22 protein-coding genes and 2 tRNA genes are annotated in these 19,887 nt (G+C 64.4%); 11 read left to right on the forward strand and 13 right to left on the reverse strand.

Annotated features, from left to right (window positions below; genetic code table 11):
* Positions 1–6: 6 nt before the first annotated feature.
* The 5 genes from DDE75_RS14700 to DDE75_RS14720 all read right to left on the reverse strand — a co-directional run bounded on the left by DDE75_RS14700 (position 7) and on the right by DDE75_RS14720 (position 3,790).
* Positions 7–750, reverse strand: a complete 744-nt coding sequence (locus tag DDE75_RS14700; RefSeq protein WP_108503140.1) for a hypothetical protein — start codon at positions 748–750, stop codon at positions 7–9.
* Positions 734–1,828 carry a GSCFA domain-containing protein gene (locus tag DDE75_RS14705; RefSeq protein ID WP_211659365.1) on the reverse strand — a complete coding sequence of 365 codons (1,095 nt, stop codon included), beginning with the start codon at positions 1,826–1,828 and terminating at the stop codon, positions 734–736. Before DDE75_RS14705 ends, DDE75_RS14700 begins: the two co-directional genes overlap by 17 nt.
* A 189-nt stretch (positions 1,829–2,017) precedes the next feature.
* Positions 2,018–2,094: transfer RNA gene (locus tag DDE75_RS14710), tRNA-Arg, on the reverse strand.
* Between the two features lie 122 nt (positions 2,095–2,216).
* Positions 2,217–2,293: transfer RNA gene (locus tag DDE75_RS14715), tRNA-Arg, on the reverse strand.
* Positions 2,294–2,377: 84 nt separating this feature from the next.
* Positions 2,378–3,790: a sensor histidine kinase gene (locus tag DDE75_RS14720; RefSeq protein ID WP_108503142.1), complete on the reverse strand. Its 1,413-nt coding sequence runs from the start codon at positions 3,788–3,790 to the stop codon at positions 2,378–2,380.
* Between DDE75_RS14720 and DDE75_RS17355 the strand changes: the two genes are divergently transcribed.
* The 11 genes from DDE75_RS17355 (at position 3,735) to DDE75_RS14770 (ending at position 12,175) form a co-directional block, all read left to right on the forward strand.
* Positions 3,735–4,013, forward strand: a complete 279-nt coding sequence (locus tag DDE75_RS17355) for a hypothetical protein (RefSeq protein WP_162799059.1) — start codon at positions 3,735–3,737, stop codon at positions 4,011–4,013. The two genes, DDE75_RS14720 and DDE75_RS17355, sit on opposite strands and share 56 nt — an antisense overlap.
* Before the next feature lie 38 nt (positions 4,014–4,051).
* Positions 4,052–4,186 carry a 50S ribosomal protein L34 gene (gene rpmH, locus DDE75_RS14725; RefSeq protein ID WP_072295533.1) on the forward strand — a complete coding sequence of 45 codons (135 nt, stop codon included), beginning with the start codon at positions 4,052–4,054 and terminating at the stop codon, positions 4,184–4,186.
* Between the two features lie 42 nt (positions 4,187–4,228).
* Complete coding sequence (gene rnpA / locus DDE75_RS14730; protein WP_108503190.1) at positions 4,229–4,639, forward strand: ribonuclease P protein component; 411 nt, start codon at positions 4,229–4,231, stop codon at positions 4,637–4,639.
* Positions 4,636–4,890, forward strand: coding sequence for a membrane protein insertion efficiency factor YidD (gene yidD, locus DDE75_RS14735; RefSeq protein WP_108503143.1), 255 nt, complete (start codon positions 4,636–4,638; stop codon positions 4,888–4,890). Before rnpA ends, yidD begins: the two co-directional genes overlap by 4 nt.
* Before the next feature lie 10 nt (positions 4,891–4,900).
* Positions 4,901–5,788 carry a tRNA 2-thiocytidine(32) synthetase TtcA gene (gene ttcA / locus DDE75_RS14740; protein ID WP_108503144.1) on the forward strand — a complete coding sequence of 296 codons (888 nt, stop codon included), beginning with the start codon at positions 4,901–4,903 and terminating at the stop codon, positions 5,786–5,788.
* 58 nt (positions 5,789–5,846) lie between these two features.
* Positions 5,847–7,187 carry an EAL domain-containing protein gene (locus DDE75_RS14745; protein WP_108503145.1) on the forward strand — a complete coding sequence of 447 codons (1,341 nt, stop codon included), beginning with the start codon at positions 5,847–5,849 and terminating at the stop codon, positions 7,185–7,187.
* Positions 7,188–7,322: 135 nt separating this feature from the next.
* Complete coding sequence (gene yidC, locus DDE75_RS14750) at positions 7,323–9,170, forward strand: membrane protein insertase YidC (RefSeq protein WP_108503146.1); 1,848 nt, start codon at positions 7,323–7,325, stop codon at positions 9,168–9,170.
* Complete coding sequence (locus tag DDE75_RS14755; protein ID WP_108503147.1) at positions 9,167–9,928, forward strand: MOSC domain-containing protein; 762 nt, start codon at positions 9,167–9,169, stop codon at positions 9,926–9,928. The genes yidC and DDE75_RS14755 overlap by 4 nt, the downstream gene beginning before the upstream one ends.
* A complete protein-coding gene (gene yihA, locus DDE75_RS14760) occupies positions 9,925–10,575 on the forward strand; it encodes a ribosome biogenesis GTP-binding protein YihA/YsxC (protein WP_108503148.1) in 651 nt (216 codons plus the stop codon). The genes DDE75_RS14755 and yihA overlap by 4 nt, the downstream gene beginning before the upstream one ends.
* 62 nt (positions 10,576–10,637) lie before the next feature.
* Positions 10,638–11,537 (forward strand): acetylglutamate kinase, encoded by a 900-nt coding sequence (gene argB / locus DDE75_RS14765; RefSeq protein ID WP_108503149.1) that lies wholly within the window; start codon positions 10,638–10,640, stop codon positions 11,535–11,537.
* 119 nt (positions 11,538–11,656) lie between these two features.
* Positions 11,657–12,175 carry a SixA phosphatase family protein gene (locus DDE75_RS14770; RefSeq protein ID WP_108503150.1) on the forward strand — a complete coding sequence of 173 codons (519 nt, stop codon included), beginning with the start codon at positions 11,657–11,659 and terminating at the stop codon, positions 12,173–12,175.
* Positions 12,176–12,226: 51 nt separating this feature from the next.
* Here the strand turns inward: DDE75_RS14770 and DDE75_RS14775 are convergent, their stop codons facing one another.
* The 8 genes from DDE75_RS14775 to DDE75_RS14810 form a co-directional block, all read right to left on the reverse strand.
* Entirely contained in the window at positions 12,227–13,015 is a 789-nt protein-coding gene (locus DDE75_RS14775) for an amino acid ABC transporter ATP-binding protein (RefSeq protein ID WP_108503151.1), read from the reverse strand.
* Between the two features lie 11 nt (positions 13,016–13,026).
* On the reverse strand, positions 13,027–14,481 hold the full coding sequence (locus DDE75_RS14780; RefSeq protein WP_108503152.1) for an amino acid ABC transporter permease: 1,455 nt from the start codon (positions 14,479–14,481) through the stop codon (positions 13,027–13,029).
* A gap of 2 nt (positions 14,482–14,483) precedes the next feature.
* Positions 14,484–15,740 (reverse strand): amino acid ABC transporter permease, encoded by a 1,257-nt coding sequence (locus DDE75_RS14785; protein ID WP_108503153.1) that lies wholly within the window; start codon positions 15,738–15,740, stop codon positions 14,484–14,486.
* Positions 15,741–15,873: 133 nt separating this feature from the next.
* Positions 15,874–16,899, reverse strand: a complete 1,026-nt coding sequence (locus DDE75_RS14790) for an amino acid ABC transporter substrate-binding protein (protein WP_108503154.1) — start codon at positions 16,897–16,899, stop codon at positions 15,874–15,876.
* A gap of 173 nt (positions 16,900–17,072) precedes the next feature.
* Positions 17,073–17,786 carry an ATP12 family chaperone protein gene (locus tag DDE75_RS14795; RefSeq protein WP_108503191.1) on the reverse strand — a complete coding sequence of 238 codons (714 nt, stop codon included), beginning with the start codon at positions 17,784–17,786 and terminating at the stop codon, positions 17,073–17,075.
* A complete protein-coding gene (locus DDE75_RS14800) occupies positions 17,783–18,439 on the reverse strand; it encodes an HAD-IA family hydrolase (protein WP_108503155.1) in 657 nt (218 codons plus the stop codon). The genes DDE75_RS14795 and DDE75_RS14800 overlap by 4 nt, the downstream gene beginning before the upstream one ends.
* The gene (locus DDE75_RS14805) at positions 18,436–19,485 is read right to left on the reverse strand and encodes an RluA family pseudouridine synthase (RefSeq protein WP_108503156.1); all 1,050 of its coding nucleotides are present in this window, start codon (positions 19,483–19,485) and stop codon (positions 18,436–18,438) included. Before DDE75_RS14805 ends, DDE75_RS14800 begins: the two co-directional genes overlap by 4 nt.
* A complete protein-coding gene (locus DDE75_RS14810; RefSeq protein ID WP_108503157.1) occupies positions 19,482–19,856 on the reverse strand; it encodes a fluoride efflux transporter FluC in 375 nt (124 codons plus the stop codon). Before DDE75_RS14810 ends, DDE75_RS14805 begins: the two co-directional genes overlap by 4 nt.
* Between the last annotated feature and the right edge of the window lie 31 nt (positions 19,857–19,887).

A 19,887-nucleotide genomic window follows, 5' to 3' on the forward strand; every position in this document is an offset into this window, starting at 1 on the left:
CGGCAATCAGATGTGGTCTGTCGCCATGGATTGCGCCGCTTCGGCCAGATCTTTGCGAATTGCCTGAACCACCTCCAGCCCCCATCGGTCGTTGGCATGCACCAGATCATCGCCCGGATCCTTGTAGTAGCGGCGATCCAGCAGCAGGTCGTCGCCCCCGAAGGCTGAACGCAGGTCAAGGATACGGATGCCCATATCGGCCAGGTGCCCGGCCATCACCTGGTCATAGGCCATCCAGATATGGCGGTTTTCGGGCAGGAAACGCGTCGGCCCGAAGACGCAGGTGACCTGCGGCGCCATTCGCACCAGCGTGCCATAGAAACGCAGGTAGCCGGCGATGTAATCACGAGCCGCGGCGCGTGCGATCCTGGCCGAGATCAATGTTCCGTCCTGACCGTTTGCCTGGGCCGCCGTGGTCAGATCGCGCACGAAATGGATCGCGGTCATTCCGACATTGGCATAGATCGGCAATCGCAGATCGAAGGCCTGCCGGAAAAGCACGTCCAGCTTGGCTGCCTTGCGGGCAAAACGTTCGGTCCGCTCGGCACCGAACAAGGCCTCGTCCTGGCGCAAGGATGAAATCTGGAAACGGGTCCTGCCATCCTGAGCAGTGGTGAATTCGGCGCCGATGAAGTTGGGCGCGGCCGCTGCGATGGCACGGCGAAATTCCAACCCTCGTGCCTCGCCGCTCTTGATCATCACCGAAGCATGCGAATCGCCGACCAGCGCAGCTTCAATCACGGTCTTCATTGAAGCGGTCCAGAGCGATTTCCTCGCAGATGATGTCCTGGGCTTCGGTCGCCTTGGCGACGGCATCCTGAATGCGGCTGTCCTGCAGGTCGGGAAGATCGACCGTGGGCCCATCGATACCGAGGCCCTGCAGAAAATGCTGCATGACGTAATCGACCCCATCCGCCGTCACCGAACGGCGGTCATCCTGAAACATCTGCCGGTTCAAGCCGGGGTTGGTGACGATCTCGTACGAAGGAAAATAGTCGACATCGGGGTGCAGGGACTGGAAATGCCCCGCCGCAGCGCGCAGGACCGATTTCGAATGGGTCGTGGCGGTCAGGACATGGCTGTCCGCTGCCGCCGTGGCAGCCAGCGGCACGGGCGAGACGGTCAGCAGCATCCTGATGGCAGGATTGATCTGGCGCAGCTGCGTGCGGATCTTGTCCAGATCGTTCAGGATGTCGGGATACTGCAGATTTTCGAACCGATGCAGTTCGGCATCGAACTGCCCGCCCATCGTCCCCGGGCAGGCGGCATAGCGCAACCCGGTCCGGCAGTTCATCCACCCTTCGGTCAAGCCAAGGGTGAAGATGAAGACGCTGCTTTCCTGCACGCCCCGGCGGATGGCCGACAGCGTGGCCCTGCGCGCCATGAACAGCTCTTCGATGGTCTCGAAACCGCCGGGTTCGATCTGCGGCCGGATCGGGTCCAGATGCGTGTCGCCATCGGCCCACGTCTCATGGTCCTGGCTGTCGGGTTCCAAGGTCCAATCCAGCAGCTGGGCCAGCATGCGCGTGGTATAGATGTTGCCTGTCCGAAACGAGAAGATGCCATAGCCGAAGTCTCGGGCGGTCTTGTCGTTCAGCCCATGGGGCGGGCGTTCGGCCTGTCGCCAGGTGAAGCCTGCCTGCACCAGTGCGCGGCTGATATGCTGGGCAAAGCAGGACCCTGCGGTCAGGATCGGATCATCACGCGTCAGGCTGAACTTGGGCGTCCAAAGGCCTGGCAGCACCGTTCCGGTTCTGGCGGCCCGCGCGACCGAGGTCCGCCAATAGGCACGACGGGGCAACCTGCTGTAAGGATTGACCGAGGACATGCTGAGACCCTTATCCTGTGCCGTCACGGCATGAAAAACCTGTATGTCAGATTTTCCACGGGGTCTGACCCGTTTCAAGATTGCTACAACCTTAAGGATAAACTTTTGCCGCCAACTGTCGCGAAAGGGCGACATCGCAAACGACTGCCCGGAAATTCATCCGGCCGCGATCTGATGATGTGTGAAAAATGGTGCACCCGGAGCGATTCGAACGCCCGGCCCCCAGATTCGTAGTCTGGTGCTCTATCCAGCTGAGCTACGGGTGCAACCTGCGCGCTGCATAGCTCCCGTCGCCGCAGGATGCAAGAGACGAAAAACGCTCGCGGCCAAATGGCGGCGGGCGTTTGCGGCAGATGACCCCAGAGGGGGAAATTGCGGAGATGGGAAATGGTGCACCCGGAGCGATTCGAACGCCCGGCCCCCAGATTCGTAGTCTGGTGCTCTATCCAGCTGAGCTACGGGTGCAACATGACGGGGTGAATAGCGGCAGTGTTCGGGGGGTGCAAGGGATGAAAACCAAAAAAACCGCCTCTTTGTCAAAAAACTGTTTCAGGCGGTCTGACGCGGTTCGGATTGCGCCGTGCCGCGGGGGATCTGGATACAGAACTGGCTGCCCTCGGCATCGCTGCGCAACAGCTCCAACGTGCCGCCATGGCCGCGTACCAGATCGGCGGCAATGGTCAGGCCCAGCCCGGTGCCGCCGCGACGCGTGCTGCCGGTGAAGGGCTTGAACAGGTATTCCTTGGCCTTGTCCGGCAGCCCGGGACCGCTGTCGCCCACGCGAATCCACCAGTCGGTGTCGTTTTCGCCCGCGCCGACCTCGACCGTGCCGGGCTTGCCGGTGGCCTCGATCGCCTGGCGGGCATTGCGCATCAGGTTGGACAGCACGCGATACAGCTGATCGCGGTCGGCGCGGATGATCAGCGTGGCGGGGATGTCGGACAGGAAATCGACCTGTCCGGCAGCCTCGGCGGCCAGAACCTCGGCCTCGATCACCTCGGTTGCCAGCTGGTGCAGGTTGAAGCGCGACAGGGTGGGCGCAGGCTCCTCGGCCTTGCCGAAGGCCAGCGTGGTCTCGCAGAGGTTCACCGCACGGGTGATCGAGTTCACCAGCTTGGGCGCGGCACGCCGCACCTTGGGATCGGCGCTGTCCTCCAGCCGGTCGGCGAAGATCTGGGCGGTGGTCAGGATATTGCGCAGATCGTGGCTGATCTTGGCGACGGCCTGTCCTAGCTGGGCCATGCGTTCCTTCTGCTTCAGGGACGAGGTCACCGTCTGCTGCATCGACCGCAGCGCGTCCTCGGCCTCGCGCAGTTCCTCGAGGCGCGCGCCGGGGATGATGATGTGTCGCGCATCCTCGGGGGCGCTGGCATAGGCAGACATATGGCTGATGACGCGCCGCATGGGCACAAGGATCAGCCGCTGCGCCGCCAGGAACAGCAGCACCGCCGTCAGGATCGAAAAGGCCGCCGAGACCCCCAGAAGACGCAGACCGTAATCCACCATCGCTTCCCGCAGGGGAGCGGTCTGCATCGTGATCTCGATCAACTGGCCGGCCTGGTTGACCGGCGCGCCGATCACGCGGACGACGTGATTCTGCCTGCTGACCAGCGTGGCCAGCGAATCGTCGATCGTCTGTAGGACACCATCTTCGCGCAAATCGTATGTGGCCGCGATGGGGCCGGGAATGGGGGACGACAGGACAAGCTGGCGAATGTCGTTTCGGCGCAGGACCACGTTGAAGACATCGGCGTTCTGCAGCAGTTCAGTCTCGAGATCTGCGGCCAGCGACTCGTCCGTCGCCAGCAGCGCCAGACTTGCGATCTGCGCACGCTCCAACCGCGATTCGAGGTAGTCCAGCCGGAAGGACGCCAGCGATGGCAAAAGGATGAACAATTCCGCCAAGATGACGAACATCATCGTCAACGCGGCGAATCGGCCAGAGATCGTGTTCAGTCGCATGGTTTCCGGATATGGTTGTGCCGGTGCAACTTGTCAGCCGACGAATGGTGTTTCAGTCGATCAAACGAATGTGATCGGGACATGGTTCCATCTTGCGCGTTCGCGCGAAGATGCGGTCGATTGCTGCCGGAATCGGTTGACGCAGGCGTACTTGTCCCCTAATGAGCGGGCTTCGAACAACCAGCGCCGTCGCGCGGGGCAGTATCCTGCTACCCTGCCCTGACTTGATGCCACCCGCAAGATACGACCCGGAGACTGAATATGAAGCGCACCTTCCAACCTTCGAACCTTGTTCGTGCGCGCCGTCACGGCTTTCGCGCACGCATGGCCACCAAAGGCGGCCGTCGCATTCTGAACGCACGCCGCGCCAAAGGCCGCAAGAGCCTGTCGGCTTGATAGCGCCCGGCAGCTTTACGCTGCCACATGAAGGCTTTCGACATGCCGCCACTGCCCCATCCTGCTGACACTCAGCCCACGGATGCCGGCGGGGCGGCATTTCGCGTGGCCGACGGCTTCAAGATGCCCCCCGTGATCGGCAAGCGCGCCGATTTCCTGGCAGCCGCCAAGGCACGTCGACAGGCGATGCCCGGATTTCTGCTGCAGGCCCGGCGCCGCGACGACGACGGCCCGGCGCGGATCGGCTTCACCTGTTCCAAGAAGGTCGGCAATGCAGTGGCCCGCAACCGTGCCAAGCGTCGCCTGCGCGAGATCGCCCGCCTGACCATGCCGCAGACGGCACAGTCGGGGTGGGACTATGTGCTGGTCGGCCGCCCCGGTGCCACCGCCAGTCTGGATTTCACCCAGCTCTGCGAGGATTTCGCCCGCGCCATGCGCAAGGTCCACAAGTGAGACCGCTGGCTCGGGTTCTGGCCTTGCCGGTTCGGGCCTATCGGCTGGTCGCATCGCCCTGGGTCGGGCACGGCTGCCGGTTCCAGCCGACCTGTTCGGCCTATGCCCTGCAGGCGCTGGAGCATCACGGGCCGTTTCGTGGCACCTGGCTGATGCTGCGCCGCATCGGGCGGTGCCATCCCTGGGGCGGATCGGGCTTCGACCCGGTGCCGGGAACCGACACCACCTGCACTCACGACTGCGACCACTAAGGGGGCCATCATGCTGGACGAACTGGACGACACGGACATCCACCCGCTTTTCGCGGGCGCCCCCACCTCGACGGAATTCCGCAAGCTGCGCAAGCGCATGGTTCGCGAGACCCGCGCCGCGATCGAGGATTACGGCATGATCCGCCCCGGCGATCGCTGGCTGGTCTGCCTGTCGGGTGGCAAGGACAGCTATGCGCTGCTGGCCATCCTGCACGAATTGAAGTGGCGCGGCCTGCTGCCGGTCGATCTGCTGGCCTGCAACCTGGATCAGGGCCAGCCGAACTTCCCTGCCACGGTGCTGCCGGAGTTCCTGAAGGCCCGCGGCGTCGAACATCGCATCGAATACCGCGACACCTATTCCATCGTGAAGGACAAGACGCCCGCGGGGCGAACCTATTGCGCCATGTGTTCGCGCCTGCGTCGCGGCAATCTCTATCGCATCGCGCGCGAGGAAGGGTGTTCCGCCGTGGTGCTGGGCCATCACCGCGACGACATCCTGGAAACCTTCTTCATGAACCTCTTCCACGGCGGAAGGCTGGCCACCATGCCGCCCAAGCTGCTGAACGAAGAGGGCGACCTGACCCTGCTGCGCCCCTTGGCCTATGTGGCCGAGGCCGATTGCGAGCGGTTCTCGAAGGCGATGAACTATCCTATCATCCCCTGCGATCTCTGCGGCAGCCAGGAAGGGCTGCAGCGGGTTCAGGTCAAGCGCCTGCTGGACGAATGGGAGGCGCGGACCCCCGGTCGCCGTCAGGTGATGTTCCGGTCGCTGATGAACGTGCGCCCCTCGCATCTGCTGGACCCCAAACTGTTCGATTTCGCGGCACTGGTTCCCGGCATGAACACCCCCGAGGGGGACGCCGTTCCCGATCTGCGCGCGTCGGAACAGGAACTTTAACGGAACGCAAAGCTTTCGGGATTAGGACGGACCACGGTGATTCCGTGAAAGGTCCGGCATGTCCAAGAATGTAACGCGTCTCTTCGCTCCGATCCTCAGGTTGCTGGGCCGTCCAGATCAGGCCCGCGACCTTTCCCGCAGCGTCCTGCTGCTTCAGCTTGAAAACACCGAACTGCTGTCACGCACCCTGGACAAGGCCGCCATGAGCCATCTGCTGGTCCAGCTGTCGATGACCTTGGGCCGCGCCGTGCGCCCCTACGATCCGGTGCGGGTGCTGTCGCCGGGGCTGTTCGCCTTCGTGCTGCGCAACCGCACCGAACGCGATGCGATGCAGGTCGCCCACAGGCTGCACCGCAAGGGTCAGGCGCAGATCTCGATCGCAGGGCAGACGTTGACGCCGGTGATCAGCGGGGCGCTGGTCCATGCCGATGGCGGATGCCTGACGGGCCCCAACTTGGCGCGTGACCACCTGCCCGGCCCCGATCTTCCCGACATCGAGACGCTGATCGACAACGCCCGCCAACGTCTGCAGGCCACGTCGGACAGCGATCTTGGACGGCTGCGGCTTTATCCCTACGACACCACGCTGGCAGGGGCGCCACTGGTCGCCACCATCAGCGATGCCATCAATGCCGATCAGGTCGAGGCCTGGTTCCAGCCACAGGTCTGCTGTCATTCGGGCGCCATCACCGGCTTCGAGGCCCTGGCCCGCTGGAACCATCCCGCGCGCGGCATCCTGGCGCCCGGCGTCTTCATGCCCCAGATGTCCGAGGCCGATCACACCGCCCTGACCCAGGCCATGCTGACCCAATCGCTGATGGCGTTGAAGGAATGGGACGGCGCCGGTTTCGACGTGCCCACGGTTTCGGTCAACATCTCGAACACGGAACTGTCCGAACGCGGCTTTGCCGATTGCCTGCTGTGGGAGCTGGACCGCCACGAGATCCGCCCCGACCGCCTGGTGATCGAGGTTCTGGAAAGCGTCGGCCCAGTCACAAGCAACGCCGATGTCCGCGTCAACCTGCGCAAGCTGTCGAAGGCGGGTTGCCACATCGACTTGGACGATTTCGGCACGGGCTATGCCAGTCTGGATGCGATCCGCCAGTTCGGCATCCATCGCATCAAGCTGGACCGCAGCTTCGTCACCGGTTGCGACATCGATCCCGGTCAGCAGCGGATGATCCTGGCCATCCTGGCGCTGGCGGAACGGCTTGGCATCGCGGCCCTGGGTGAAGGCGTCGAAACCCGCGAGGAACACGCCTTCCTGGCCCAGATGGGCTGCGACGAGGTGCAGGGCTATGCCATCGCCCGCCCCATGCCGCTGTCCGCCACCATGGATTTCCTGCGTCGTCACAGCGCCGCCGCGGCCGATCTGCCCAGCATCGCACGCCGCGGCTGAGGGTCCGATCGGCCGACAACGGCCCCGATCCGCCCGTTACCCCAAGCATTCCTGCCCATTCGGCCAAATCCGCTTGACCTTTCGGGGTCCGTTCTGTTGAACCGGCGCGACTGACGTGATGACAGTGGTGAGGGAATGGAAGACAACAACCGCAATCTGATCCTGGCGACGGTCCTGTCGTTTCTGGTGATCCTGGTCTGGTATACGGTCTTCGCTCCGGAACCCGTATCCGACCAACCTTCGGGCCAGCCCCTGGCCGAACAATCGGTGGGCGGTCAGCCCCTGACGGCGGATGCCCCCGCAGGCACGACCACCGCCGCCCCGGCCGATCTTGCCGATCAGGCGCAGCCCGCGGGCCGCATCCAGATCGAGTCGCCGGCACTGGAAGGCTCGATCTCGCTGGCTGGCGGTCGCATCGACGACCTGCTGCTGACGCGCTACCAGGAAACGCTGGACGAGAATTCGCCCGACGTGCGGCTGCTGTCGCCCTCCTCGGCGACGGCGGATGCCAATATCGATACGGGCGTGACCAAACCCTATTACACCGTCTATGGCTGGACCCCCGGCCCCGGCACCGATCCCGCGCTGGTCCCGAACCCGACCACCGTCTGGACGCAGGAATCGGGCGAGACCCTGGCCCCCGGCCAGCCGGTGACGCTGGCTTGGGACAACGGCGCGGGCCAGATCTTCCGCCGCACCTTCAGCCTTGATGACAACTACCTGTTCACCGTCTCGCAGAGCCTGCAGAACGATGGCGACGCGGATTTCGTGGCCGCGCCCTATGGCATCATCGCCCGCCACGGCCGCCCCGACACGCAGAACTTCTTCGTCCTGCACGAAGGCGTCGTCGGCATGCATGACGGCACGCTGATCGAGGAAAAATACAAGAACATCGCCGATCTGGACCCCATCGCCCGCGAGGGCCGCGCGCAAGTCTTCGATGTCGCCTCGGATGGCTGGGTGGGCTTCACCGACAAGTACTGGATGACGACGCTGGCCCCCGCCCCCGGGCAGGCCTTCACCGCCGTCGTGAAATACGCCGATGGCGCCGACATCTATCAGACGGAAGCCCGCTTCCCGATGCAAACCGTCGCGCCGGGCACGCAGGTCACTGCCGACAGCTATCTCTTCGCGGGCGCCAAGGTCTGGGAAGTCCTGAAGGGCTATGAGGACGGCGTCGGCATCAAGGGTCTGGTCGATTCGATCGATTGGGGCTGGTTCTACTTCCTGACCAAGCCGATCTTCCGCCTGCTGCACTGGCTGCATGCCATCATCGGCAACATGGGTCTGGCCATCATCGCGCTGACCTTCGTCCTGAAGACGCTGGTCTTCCCGCTCGCGCGCAAATCCTACATCTCGATGGCGAAGATGAAGGAATTGCAGCCGCAGATCCAGGAACTGAAGGAACGCACCGGCGACGACCGCATGAAGTTCCAGAAGGAAACGATGGAGCTGTACAAGCGCGAGAAGGTGAACCCCGCAGCGGGCTGTCTGCCCGTGCTGCTGCAGATCCCGATCTTCTTCTCGCTCTACAAGGTGATCTTCGTCACCATCGAGCTGCGCCACGCGCCCTTCTTCGGCTGGATCCGCGACCTTTCCGCGCCCGATCCCTCCAGCCTGCTGAACCTGTTCGGCCTGCTGCCCTATGCGGCACCGGCGCAGGGCACGCTGCTGCACTCGCTGTCGCTGCCGGCGCTGGCGATCCTGCTGGGCATCAGCATGTGGATGCAGCAGCGCCTGAACCCGGCACCCGCCGATCCGGCGCAGAAGATGATCTTTGCCTGGATGCCGTGGGTCTTCATGTTCATGCTGGGCGGCTTCGCCTCGGGGCTGGTGCTCTACTGGATCACCAACAACACGATCACGATCCTGCAGCAGTACACGATCATGTCGATGCACGGGCACCGTCCGGACCTGTTCGGCAACATCAAGTCCTCGATGCCCAAGATCTCTGCGAAGGGCGCCAAGGGCAAAGGAAAGTGACCGCGCGTCTGGCCCTGATCCGCCGCCACCCGATCAAATCGGTCGGTGGTGAGGGGCTGGACGGCGTGACCCTGCAGGCGGCACGCCGCCTGCCCGGCGACCGTAGCTATGCGGTGCTGACCGAAAACGGCGAGCGTCACGCGCTCGCCAGCCAATCGGAGGGGCAGCCGGACCGCTGGCTGCCCAAATCCTGCTTCCTGCGCGGGGCCGTCTGCCCCGATCTGCAGGCCGTCACCGGCGGTTGGGAGGGCGACAGGCTGACCCTGTCCCATCCGCGCCAGACACCCATCACCATCGACCCCGAAACCGACAGCGACGCGCTGGTCGCCTGGCTGCGTCCGCTCTGGCCCGCCGATGCCCCGCAGCCGACCCGCCTGGTGCGCGGCGCTGCCATCTGGACCGACCAGAAATGGCCCTGGATCTCGATCCTGTCGCTGGACAGCCTTGCGGATCTTTCGGCCAGGACCGGCCTGGGCCTTGGCACCCACCGCTGGCGCGGCAACCTCTGGGTCGAGGGATGGGCACCCTTTCACGAACGCAGCCTGATCGGCCAGATCATCCATATCGGAGAGGCCGAGCTGCGCATCACCGACCATATCGGCCGCTGCACCGCCACCAACGCCGACACGGCCACGGGGCGCGTCGATCTTGACATGATCGACGCTTTGCAGCGCCATTACGGACATACGGATTTCGGCGTCTTTGCCGAAGTCGTCACGGGCGGCGCGATCCGCCTCCAGGACCGGATCACCCCATGAAAGTCAATTTCCCCGTCGCCGCCGCCCCCGACCCCGCCGCAGCCGAAGCCGCGCGCCTGCTGTTCGCCGGTCCCGTCGATTTCCTGAAGGGCGTCGTCCACATGGACGGCCTGCCCCCCGCCACCCGCCCCGAGGTCTGCTTCGCGGGCCGCAGCAACGTCGGCAAATCCAGCTTGATCAATGCCCTGACCGGTCGCAAGGGGCTGGCCCGCGCCTCGAACACGCCGGGCCGCACGCAGGAAATCAACTATTTCACGCTTGGCGAACATTCCTACCTGGTCGACCTTCCAGGCTATGGCTATGCCAAGGCCCCCCTGGCGATCGTGGCCAAGTGGCAGGCGCTTCTAAAGACCTATCTGGCCGGTCGCCAGACGCTCAAGCGTGCCTTCTGCCTGATCGATGCCCGCCACGGCATCAAGGAAGTCGACCACGAGATCATGAAGCTGCTGGACCGTTCGGCCGTGCCCTTCCAGGTGGTGATGACCAAGACCGACAAGCTGGGTCCGAACGCGCTGAAGCCCGTTCTGGCCCAGGTGGCCGAGGAATTGCAGAAGCACCCCGCCGCCTATCCCGAACTGGTCGTGACATCCTCGGAGAAGAACGAGGGCATCGCCACCTTGCGCACCATCATCGCCGGACTGGACTGACCCGGCCTTGCGCCATAGGGTCCGACCGTCGCCCAAGGATCTTGAGGATGAGAAAGCAGAACATGAACCGTGACTGGATCGCCACCGCTCGTACCCTGTCCGAAGCCCTGCCCTATCTGCAGCGCTATTCGAATTCGGTCGTCGTGGTCAAATTCGGCGGCAACGCGATGGGCGACGATGAGGCCATGGCCGAATTCGCCCGCGACATCGTGCTGATGAAGCAGGTCGGCATGAACCCCATCGTCTGTCATGGCGGCGGCCCGATGATCAACGATCTGCTGGACCGCTTGGGCATCGAGAGCAAATTCGTCCGCGGCAAGCGCGTCACCACCAAGGAAACCGTCGAGGTGGTGGAGATGGTGCTGTCGGGGCTGGTCAACAAGCGCATCGTTCAGGCCATCAACGACGCGGGCGGTCGCGCGGTCGGGATTTCCGGCAAGGACGACGACATGATGGTCTGCGAGGTCGACGACCCCGAACTGGGCTTTGTTGGCCGCCCGATCGAGATGAACGTCCAGATCATCCGCGACCTCTATGGCGCCGGCATGATCCCGGTCATCGCCCCCGTGGCGACGGGGATGGAGGACAATGAGACCTTCAACGTCAACGGCGATACCGCCGCAGGTGCCATCGCGGGTGCGCTGCAGGCCGACCGCCTGCTGCTGCTGACCGATGTCGCGGGCGTCAAGGACGCCAGCGGAGAGGTCGTGACCCAGCTGCATCCCGATCAGGTCCGCGCGATGATCGCCGACGGCCAGATCGCGGGAGGCATGATCCCCAAGACCGAAACCGCCCTGCAGGCCATCGAAAAAGGCGTACGCGCCGTGGTCATCCTGGATGGCCGGGTGCCCAACGCCTGCCTGCTGGAGCTGTTCACCGAACATGGCGCAGGCTCGCTGATCCGCAAGACCGAGCCGCGCGTCGTTCCGCGCGGTCTGCGTCAGGTCGATCCGGGCCTCTAGTCCGCGTGCAAGGCGGGTTGTCGCGGGTTTTCCGCGACAACCTTGATTTGCTTGCCGTATCCACAAATCCTGTGGCAGTCTGCCAAGACTGACAGCATGGCAGCAAGAGGCCGCACCCCATGACCCCACTTGGACATCGACGCCTGATCCTGACCCGCCATGCCAAATCGGCCTGGGACGACCCGACGCTGGACGATCACGATCGCCCGCTGAACGACCGGGGGCGCCGTTCGGCGCTGGCCTTGGGCGACTGGATGGCCAGCCGCGGCTATGAACCCGAAGAGGTGCTGTGCTCGTCGGCGGCGCGCACGCAGGAAACCTGGAACGTCGTCGCCGCCGCCGCGCTTGAGGTGCGACCGCAGGTCCGCATCGAACGTGCGCTCTATCAGGCCGGGCCCGACAAGATGCTGTCGGTTCTGCGCACAGCGACGCAGCCCACGGTGATGATGCTGGGCCACAATCCGGGCATCTCTGAATTTGCATCGCGCCTGCCCGCCCGCGTCCCCATGGATCCCGAGTTCCGCCGCTATGCGACGGCCGCGACGCTGGTGGTGGATTTTCAGGTGGACAGCTGGGACCAGATCCAGCCCGGACAGGGCAGCGTGATGGATTTCGTCCGCTTCGACGGGCGCGACTGAGCGCCCCATCGTATGACAAGGGCCAAGGCCGCCGCCTTGGCCCTTTTTCGTTCAATGCCCCAGGATCTGGCTGAGGAACAGCTTGGTCCGCTCGGACTTGGGGTTGTTGAAGAACTCGGTCGGGGTGTTCTGCTCGACGATCTGGCCCTGATCCATGAAGATGACGCGGTTCGCCACAGCCTGGGCGAAGCCCATTTCGTGGGTGACGCAGATCATGGTCATCCCCTCCTCGGCCAGCTGGATCATGGTGTCCAGCACCTCCTTGATCATCTCGGGGTCCAAGGCGCTGGTCGGTTCGTCGAACAGCATGATCTTGGGCTGCATGCACAGCGACCGCGCGATGGCGACGCGCTGCTGCTGGCCACCCGACAGCTGGCCGGGGTATTTATGCGCCTGATCGGGGATCTTGACCTTTTCCAGGAAGTGCATGGCCGTGGCCTCGGCCTCGCGCTTGGGGGTCTTGCGCACCCAGATCGGCGCCAGCGTGCAGTTTTCCAGCACCGTCAGATGCGGAAACAGGTTGAAGTGCTGGAACACCATCCCGACCTCGGAACGGACCTTGTCGATGTTCTTGATATCGCTGGTCAGCTCGACTCCGTCGACGCTGATGTGACCGGCCTGATGTTCCTCGAGCCGGTTGATGCAGCGGATCAGCGTCGATTTCCCCGACCCCGAAGGGCCGGCGATGACGATGCGTTCACCCTGATAGACGGTCAGGTCGATATCGCGCAGCACGTGGAAGGTGCCGTACCACTTGTTCATCTTGCGGATGTCGATGGCCACCTGGTCGCTGACCTGCATGTGGCTGTGGTCGACCTGCCGGTTGATCGCTTCACTCATGGATCTGATCCTTACTTGTGGTCACGCTGCAGGCGACGTTCCAGATACATCGAGTATCGGGACATGGCGAAGCAGATGATGAAGAAGATGGCGCCGACGAAGATGTAGGGCTCCCAGTAGATGCCCTTCCATTCGATGCTGGCGCGGACGGCGTCCGACATGGATTTCAGCGGGTCGTAGAGGCCCACGAAGGTCACCAGCGTGGTGTCCTTGAACATGCCGATGAAGGTCGAGACGATGCCGGGGATGCTGATCTTCAGCGCCTGCGGCAGGATGATCAGCCGCTGCGCCTTCCAGTAATCCAGCCCCAGGGCATCGGCGGCCTCGTATTGTCCGCGCGGCAGGGCAGCCAGGCCACCCCGGATCACCTCGGCCATATAGGCGGCGGCGAAGATGGTCACCATGATGATGACGCGCAGGATGATGTCGAAATTCGTGCCCGGCGGCAGGAAGTAGTTCAGCAGCAGCGAGGCCACGAACAGCAGGGTGATCAGCGGCACGCCGCGGATGAATTCGATGAAGACCACCGACAGCGACTTGATCAGGAACATGTCCGACTGCCGCGACAGGGCCAAGACGATGCCAAGCGGCAGCGACATGGCGATGCCCGCCACGCCGATCGTGACCGACAGCAGGAAGCCGCCAAAGCGGTCGGAACGCACGGCCTCGATGCCCATGGGCAGCAGGCGCTGCGCATCCTCGGCTGCGGGGCCGGACAGGAACAGCCAGAACAGAAGGGTCACCAGGATGCCCGCCAGCACGGCAATCATCGGTGCCCTGCCGGCCAACAGCCGCCATGCGACCCAACCCAGCACGGGGCCTGCCAAGATGAAGATGGGACCCCAGGCGCTGCCGCCCCAGAGAAACCAGATCATCATCAGCGGATAGAGCATCGAGAAGGGCAGCAGCCAGCTCAGGTTGCGTTCCGATGCGAAAATTGCGCCCGCCATCACCACCGCGGTGAAGCCCAGCCAGATGGCGGGAGATCCAAGCGCGACCATGCAGGCCAGCGTGACGACGGCGGTGATCGCCAACACTGCCCGCCGGATGGTCAGCGACGACGAAAAAAGCACCGGTACCAGCGCCACGATCAGCAGCCCGGCAGCCATCGTCGGGCGCCAGTAAAGCTCGGGCGGATAGAAGCCGAAGACATATTGGTTCCAGCGTTCGCGAATGACCGCGAAACAGGCGCCGCGCGCGCCCTCGCCCCAGGTCTCGAGGATGATCTGCCGGCATTCGCTGAGGCTGTTCGCGTTCCAGACGGAATGGGCGAACCAGTCCCAGTAGTGCGAGAAGAGGAACCAGATGATCAGCGCGCCGATGATGGTCAGGACCGTGTTGATCGGCCCGGCGAACAGGTTCTCGCGCAGCCAGTGGACGGCACCGGCCTGGGTTGCGGGCGGCGGGGCCGAGGGAAGCATCGTGTCGCGCACGAAGGACACGGTTTCGGCGTGGGTATCGCTCATCCTTACCGCTCCTTCAGTTTGACGCGGGAGTTGAAGACGTTCATCCCCGCCGAGATGATCAGGCTGAGGGTCAGATAGATCAGCATCATCAGGACGATGGCCTCCAGCTCTCGGCCGGTCTGGTTCAGCGTCGTGCCGCCAAGTGTGCCGCGCAGGTCCATGTAACCGACCGCGATCGCCAGCGAGCTGTTCTTGGTCAGGTTCAGGTATTGCGAGATCAGCGGCGGAATGATGACCCGCAGCGCCTGCGGCAGGATCACCAGGTTCATCGTGCGCTTGGGGCGCAGGCCCAGGGCGAAGGCGGCCTCGGACTGGCCGCGGCTGACGGCCAGGATGCCGGCGCGGACGATCTCGGCGATGAAGGCGGCGGTATAGAGCGTCAGTGCCAGCCACAGCACCACCAGCGAGTTGGTGATGTTCAACCCGCCGGTAAAGTTGAAGCCCTTGAGCGCGGGCGGCAGCAGGTGCAGGCCGAAATACCAGATCAGGAACAGCGACGGCAGGATCATGACCGCAAGGTTCTTCCACAGCGTCGCGGGGCGGACGCCCGTGCGGTCCTGCACCTTCTGCGCATGGGCATTGATCGCCCGCCGCACGAACCAGCCGCCGACCAGCGCCACGACGAAGGCGATGGTCGCCCAGTTGACGGTGACGCGGGCGCCCAGGTCCAGGCTGCCGGGATCATTGTCCATGCCAAGCGTCGGGATGGCGGTATAGCGGTTCGTCAGCGCGACATGATCGAAGAGGATCATCGACCAGGCCGGATCATCACCACGATAGGCGTTCGGCGCGGGCAGGATCTCGGTGAAGACGGCATAGATGACCAGGATCCACAGCAGCAGGGGAATGTTGCGGAAGATCTCGACGTAGACGGTCATCAGACGGGCGAACAGCCAGTTCTTCGACAGCCGCGCCACGCCGACCGCGACCCCCAGGATCGTGGCCGCGATGCAGCCCAGGATCGAAACGATCAGCGTGTTCAGCAGGCCGACCACCGTCGCCCGCAGGTGGGAATCATTGCCTGTATAGGGGATGGGCGTCCCGGAGATGTCGTATCCCGCGCGCTGGAACAGGAAGCCAAAATCGAAGCTCTTGCCCATGGCGTTCAGGTTGCTGATGGTGTTCCCGATCAGCCACCACAAGGCGGCCATGACCAGTATGAACACGATGACCTGAAAGGTCAGGGACCGATAGCGCCGATCATAGATCAGCATGCTGGGCCGGAACGACGCATGCGCCGATGCCGAGACGTCCGTCATCTTGTTTTACCCCTGTGTCCCGCCGGTACGGCTTTGCGCCGTTTTATGTCGATGGCGGGTTTGTCGTTGTTGGAAGGGCCCCGAAGGGAACGGACCGGGCCCCGCACGGGCCCGGTCCCTCATGCCGTCCGGATCAGCGGAACGGCGATGCGTAGAGCAGGCCGCCCTGCGTCCACTGGGCGTTCAAGCCGCGGGCCAGGCCGATCGGGGTCTGTTCGCCGATGTTGGCGGCGAAGATCTCGCCATAGTTGCCGTTGGCCAGGATGGCGCGCTTGGCCCATTCGGCGTCCAGGCCCATCATCGCGCCCAGATCGTCGGTCGTGCCCAGAAGGCGCTGGACCTCGGGGTTCTCGGACGAGCGGACCAGTTCCTCGATGTTGCGCGAGGTGACGCCGTATTCCTCGGCGGCGATCAGCGCGTTCAGCGTCCAGCGGACGATGTCGCCCCAGTTGTTGTCGCCATGGCGCACGGCCGGCCCAAGCGGCTCCTTCGAGATGATCTCGGGCAGGATGATGTGGTTCTCGGGGTTGGCGAAGGCGGCGCGGGTCGCGGCAAGGCCGGATGCGTCGGTGGTATAGGCATCGCAGGCGCCCGCCATGTACTGCTGTTCACCCTCGGCGTTGCTGTCGATGTTGACCGGGGTGTAGTCCATCTGGTTGGCACGGAAATAATCGGCCAGGTTCAGCTCGGTCGTGGTGCCGGTCTGGATGCAGATGGTCGCGCCGTCCAGTTCCTTGGCCGAGGTGACGCCCAGCTCCTTGTTCACCATGAAGCCCTGGCCGTCGTAATAGTTGACGCCCACGAAATCCAGCTTCAGGTCGGTGTCGCGCGAATAGGTCCAGGTCGAGTTGCGGGCCAGGACGTCCACCTCGCCCGAGCTGACGGCCGTGAAGCGCGTTTGACCGGTGGTCGGGACGAATTTGACCTTGGATGCATCACCCAGCACGGCGGCGGCCACCGCGCGGCACAGCGCCACGTCGAAACCGGCCCAGTTGCCGTTGGCATCGGGGGCGGCAAAGCCCACCAGTCCGGTGTTCACGCCGCAGTTCAGCTCGCCGCGTTCCTTGACCTGGGACAGGGTCGAACCCTCTTGGGCCATACCCATGCCGGCGATCATCGTCGCTGCGGCCACTGTCCCCAGGAAAACCGATTTTTTCATTGCTACCTCTGTGTTGGAGCGCCTGGACCGACATTCGATCGGACCGGACGCGGGATGGACCGAATTTCCGGTCCTTGTTCTTGTATCTCGGCGCAGATGTGTTGCCCCAATAGGCGACATTGTGCCGATACAAGTTCCCGCGTCAAGAACCCCGTCCCGGGTGCAAAGCGCTTTCAACCCTTGCGGGACAGATGCCACAGGCGTTCTGCCTGCTTCATGGCCAGCAAACGCGCCTCGGCGACCTGCCGTGCCTCGTCATCCTCGCCCCAATTGGCAATCTGGAACTCCTCGTCGACGCGCGACAGGCGGAAGGATTCCGTTGCGTCAATCCGGCCTTGGACGACGGCCAGTCCAAGGACCAGAGATCCCGGAATCGTCACCAGATCGTGCAGCGCGGTCAGCCCATACAGGTCCAGTCCGGCCACCTGCGCATGAAGACGCGCCAGTGATTCGGCGGGCTGATCGACCGGAATGACGCCATGGGTGACAGTCAAAGGCGCGTCATGGCGGGTGGCCGCCCATTCGATCAGCGGGTCCCAGGCCTCGGCCTGGAGGTGGATCAGGGGCTGCGGATCGGTTGCCCGATAACACAGCAGATCGGTGCCACCATATTCGGCAAGCATCGCCGCAACCCCTTCGAACTGGGGGGCGACCTTCTCGACGGCGGAATTGGCGGCACGGGTCAGCGGCATGCTGTCAGGACGGATGATGTCGTCCTGCGCGTCCCATTCCGCGGCCACGGCCTGCGCAAGGTCCTGCGTGGGCAGGATCAGGGGTTTCTTGCCCGGCGTGCGCAGGGGGCGGTCGTCTAGGGCGACCTCCCATCCGTCGTCCGCGGGGCGGGTTGCGGCGGATTTCCAGAACCGGCGTGCTTTCCATTCGGTCATGCCGACCACTCCTCGAGGGCTAGGGTGAGGGATGCGTAATCGTCGAAGATGCGCGCGGCCCCGGCCTGCATCAGTTCGGCCCGCGGGTGATAGCCCCATGCGACGCCAAAGCCCGCCATTCCGGCGTTGCGCGCCATCTGCATGTCGAAGCTGGTGTCGCCGATCATCAGCGCATCACCGGCATCGACCCCGGCATCCGCCATCGCCGCCTGCAGCATCGAGGGATGTGGCTTCGAAGGATGCCCGTCCGCAGTCTGCAGGCTGATGAAGCGCCCCTGCCAGCCGTGCGCCGCGATGACCGCATCAAGGCCCCGGCGCGATTTTCCGGTGGCGACAGCCAGCAGCAGATCGTCGCGCATCGCCAGACGGTCCAGACAGTCGGCCACCCCATCATACAGCGGCGCGGCCTGCGCGGCGCGGGCGGCAGTATAGGCCGATTTGTAACCCTCGGTCACAAGTTGCTGCACGCCTTCGGGCGCACCGGGCAGAAGCTGTGCGACGGCGACCGGCAGGGACAGCCCGACGATCGACAGGACCTTGGCCCTCGGCATGGGGGCCAGCCCCGCCCCGGCAAGGGCGCTGTCCATCGCCGCCAAGATCAGACCCTGGCTGTCCACCAGCGTGCCATCGACATCAAAGACGACAAGCCTCATTCGTCCTCCGCGAAGGGATCGGCGGGGACGTCGTTTTCATGCCAGCCAAGCGAATTCCACGTGCGGGACATATGTTCGGGCAAGGGCGCGGTCAGGGTGATGCGCTTCTTGGTGATCGGATGATCGAAGGTCAGGCTGCGGGCGTGCAGATGCAGCTTCTTGCTGATCTCTCCGCCCAGTTGCGCGCCCCAGCCATCGCCCAGGTTTTCCTGCCCCGAGCCGCCGTATTTCCCGTCGCCCACGATGGGGTGGCCCAGCTCGGCCATATGGGCGCGCAGCTGATGGGTGCGGCCGGTGATCGGCACCAGCGCACACCAGCTGGCCCGCGTACCAAGCGCGTCCAGCACGGCGTAATCGGTGGTCGCGCGCTTTGCGCCTTCGGTCTTGTCGATGTCACGGGGATGGACGGCGATCATCTTCTCATCCCCGCCGCGATGGCCGCCCTTGACCAGGCCATAGCGGATCGTGCCCATCCGGGGATGGGGCACACCCGCGACGGCGGCCCAATAGATCTTGCGGGTGCTGCGCAGGCGGAACGCCTCGGACAGGGCGCGGGCGATCCGGTCGGTGCGGGCCAGCAGCAGGATCCCCGAGGTATCCTTGTCCAGCCGGTGCACCAGCTTGGGGCGCTCCTTGTAGCCGAACATCAGCGCGGTGGTCAGCCCGTCGACATGGCGACCGCCCAGACCGCTGCCACCCTGGCTGGGCAGGCCCGGAGGCTTGTTCAGTGCGATGATATGTTCGTCCTTCCACAGGACGGCCTTCTGGATCATCTGCTCGTCGGCCTGATTGACCTGCGGGCCCAGGGGACGTTCGCTGCGTTCGCGGGCCGGGCCGGGTTCGGGCATCGGCGGGATGCGGACCTCCTGCCCGGGTTGGACGCGGGTCGCGCCCTTGACGCGGCCACCATCGACGCGCAGCTGGCCCGTGCGGCACAGCTTCTCGATCGCCACCTGCGAGACATGCGGAAAGCGCTTGCGTAGCCAGCGGTCAAGGCGCTGTTCGCCGTCTTCCTCGGTGACCCGGATTGTCTGTACGCCGCTCATGCCCAAATTCCTCGACCCAATGCCAGTCCCGCCACGACGGCCACCAGCGACAGCAGGACCGTTCCTGCCACATATGCCAAGGCGATGCCGCCCTGACCCTTTTCCCACATCGTCAGCACATCAAGCGAGAATGCCGAAAACGTCGTGAACCCGCCAAGGAAGCCCGTCAGAAGAAGGGGCGCATAGGCATTCCCCACCCGATGGGCGAACAAGGCCGCCAGCAGCCCCATCAGGAACGATCCGGCAATGTTCACCAGCCCCGTCGCAAGGCCGAGTGCGGCCCAATGCGGGGGGATCATCCGGTAAACGGCGAAACGACCGGTGGCGCCAAGCGCGCCGCCGATCGCGACTTGCAGAAAGGGGTTCATCATCGCGCGGGTGTGTCGCCAGTGGCAGCCAAAG

Origin of the sequence: Paracoccus indicus (genome assembly GCF_003056335.1) — a bacterium.
Classification (GTDB): Bacteria; Pseudomonadota; Alphaproteobacteria; order Rhodobacterales; family Rhodobacteraceae; genus Paracoccus; species Paracoccus indicus.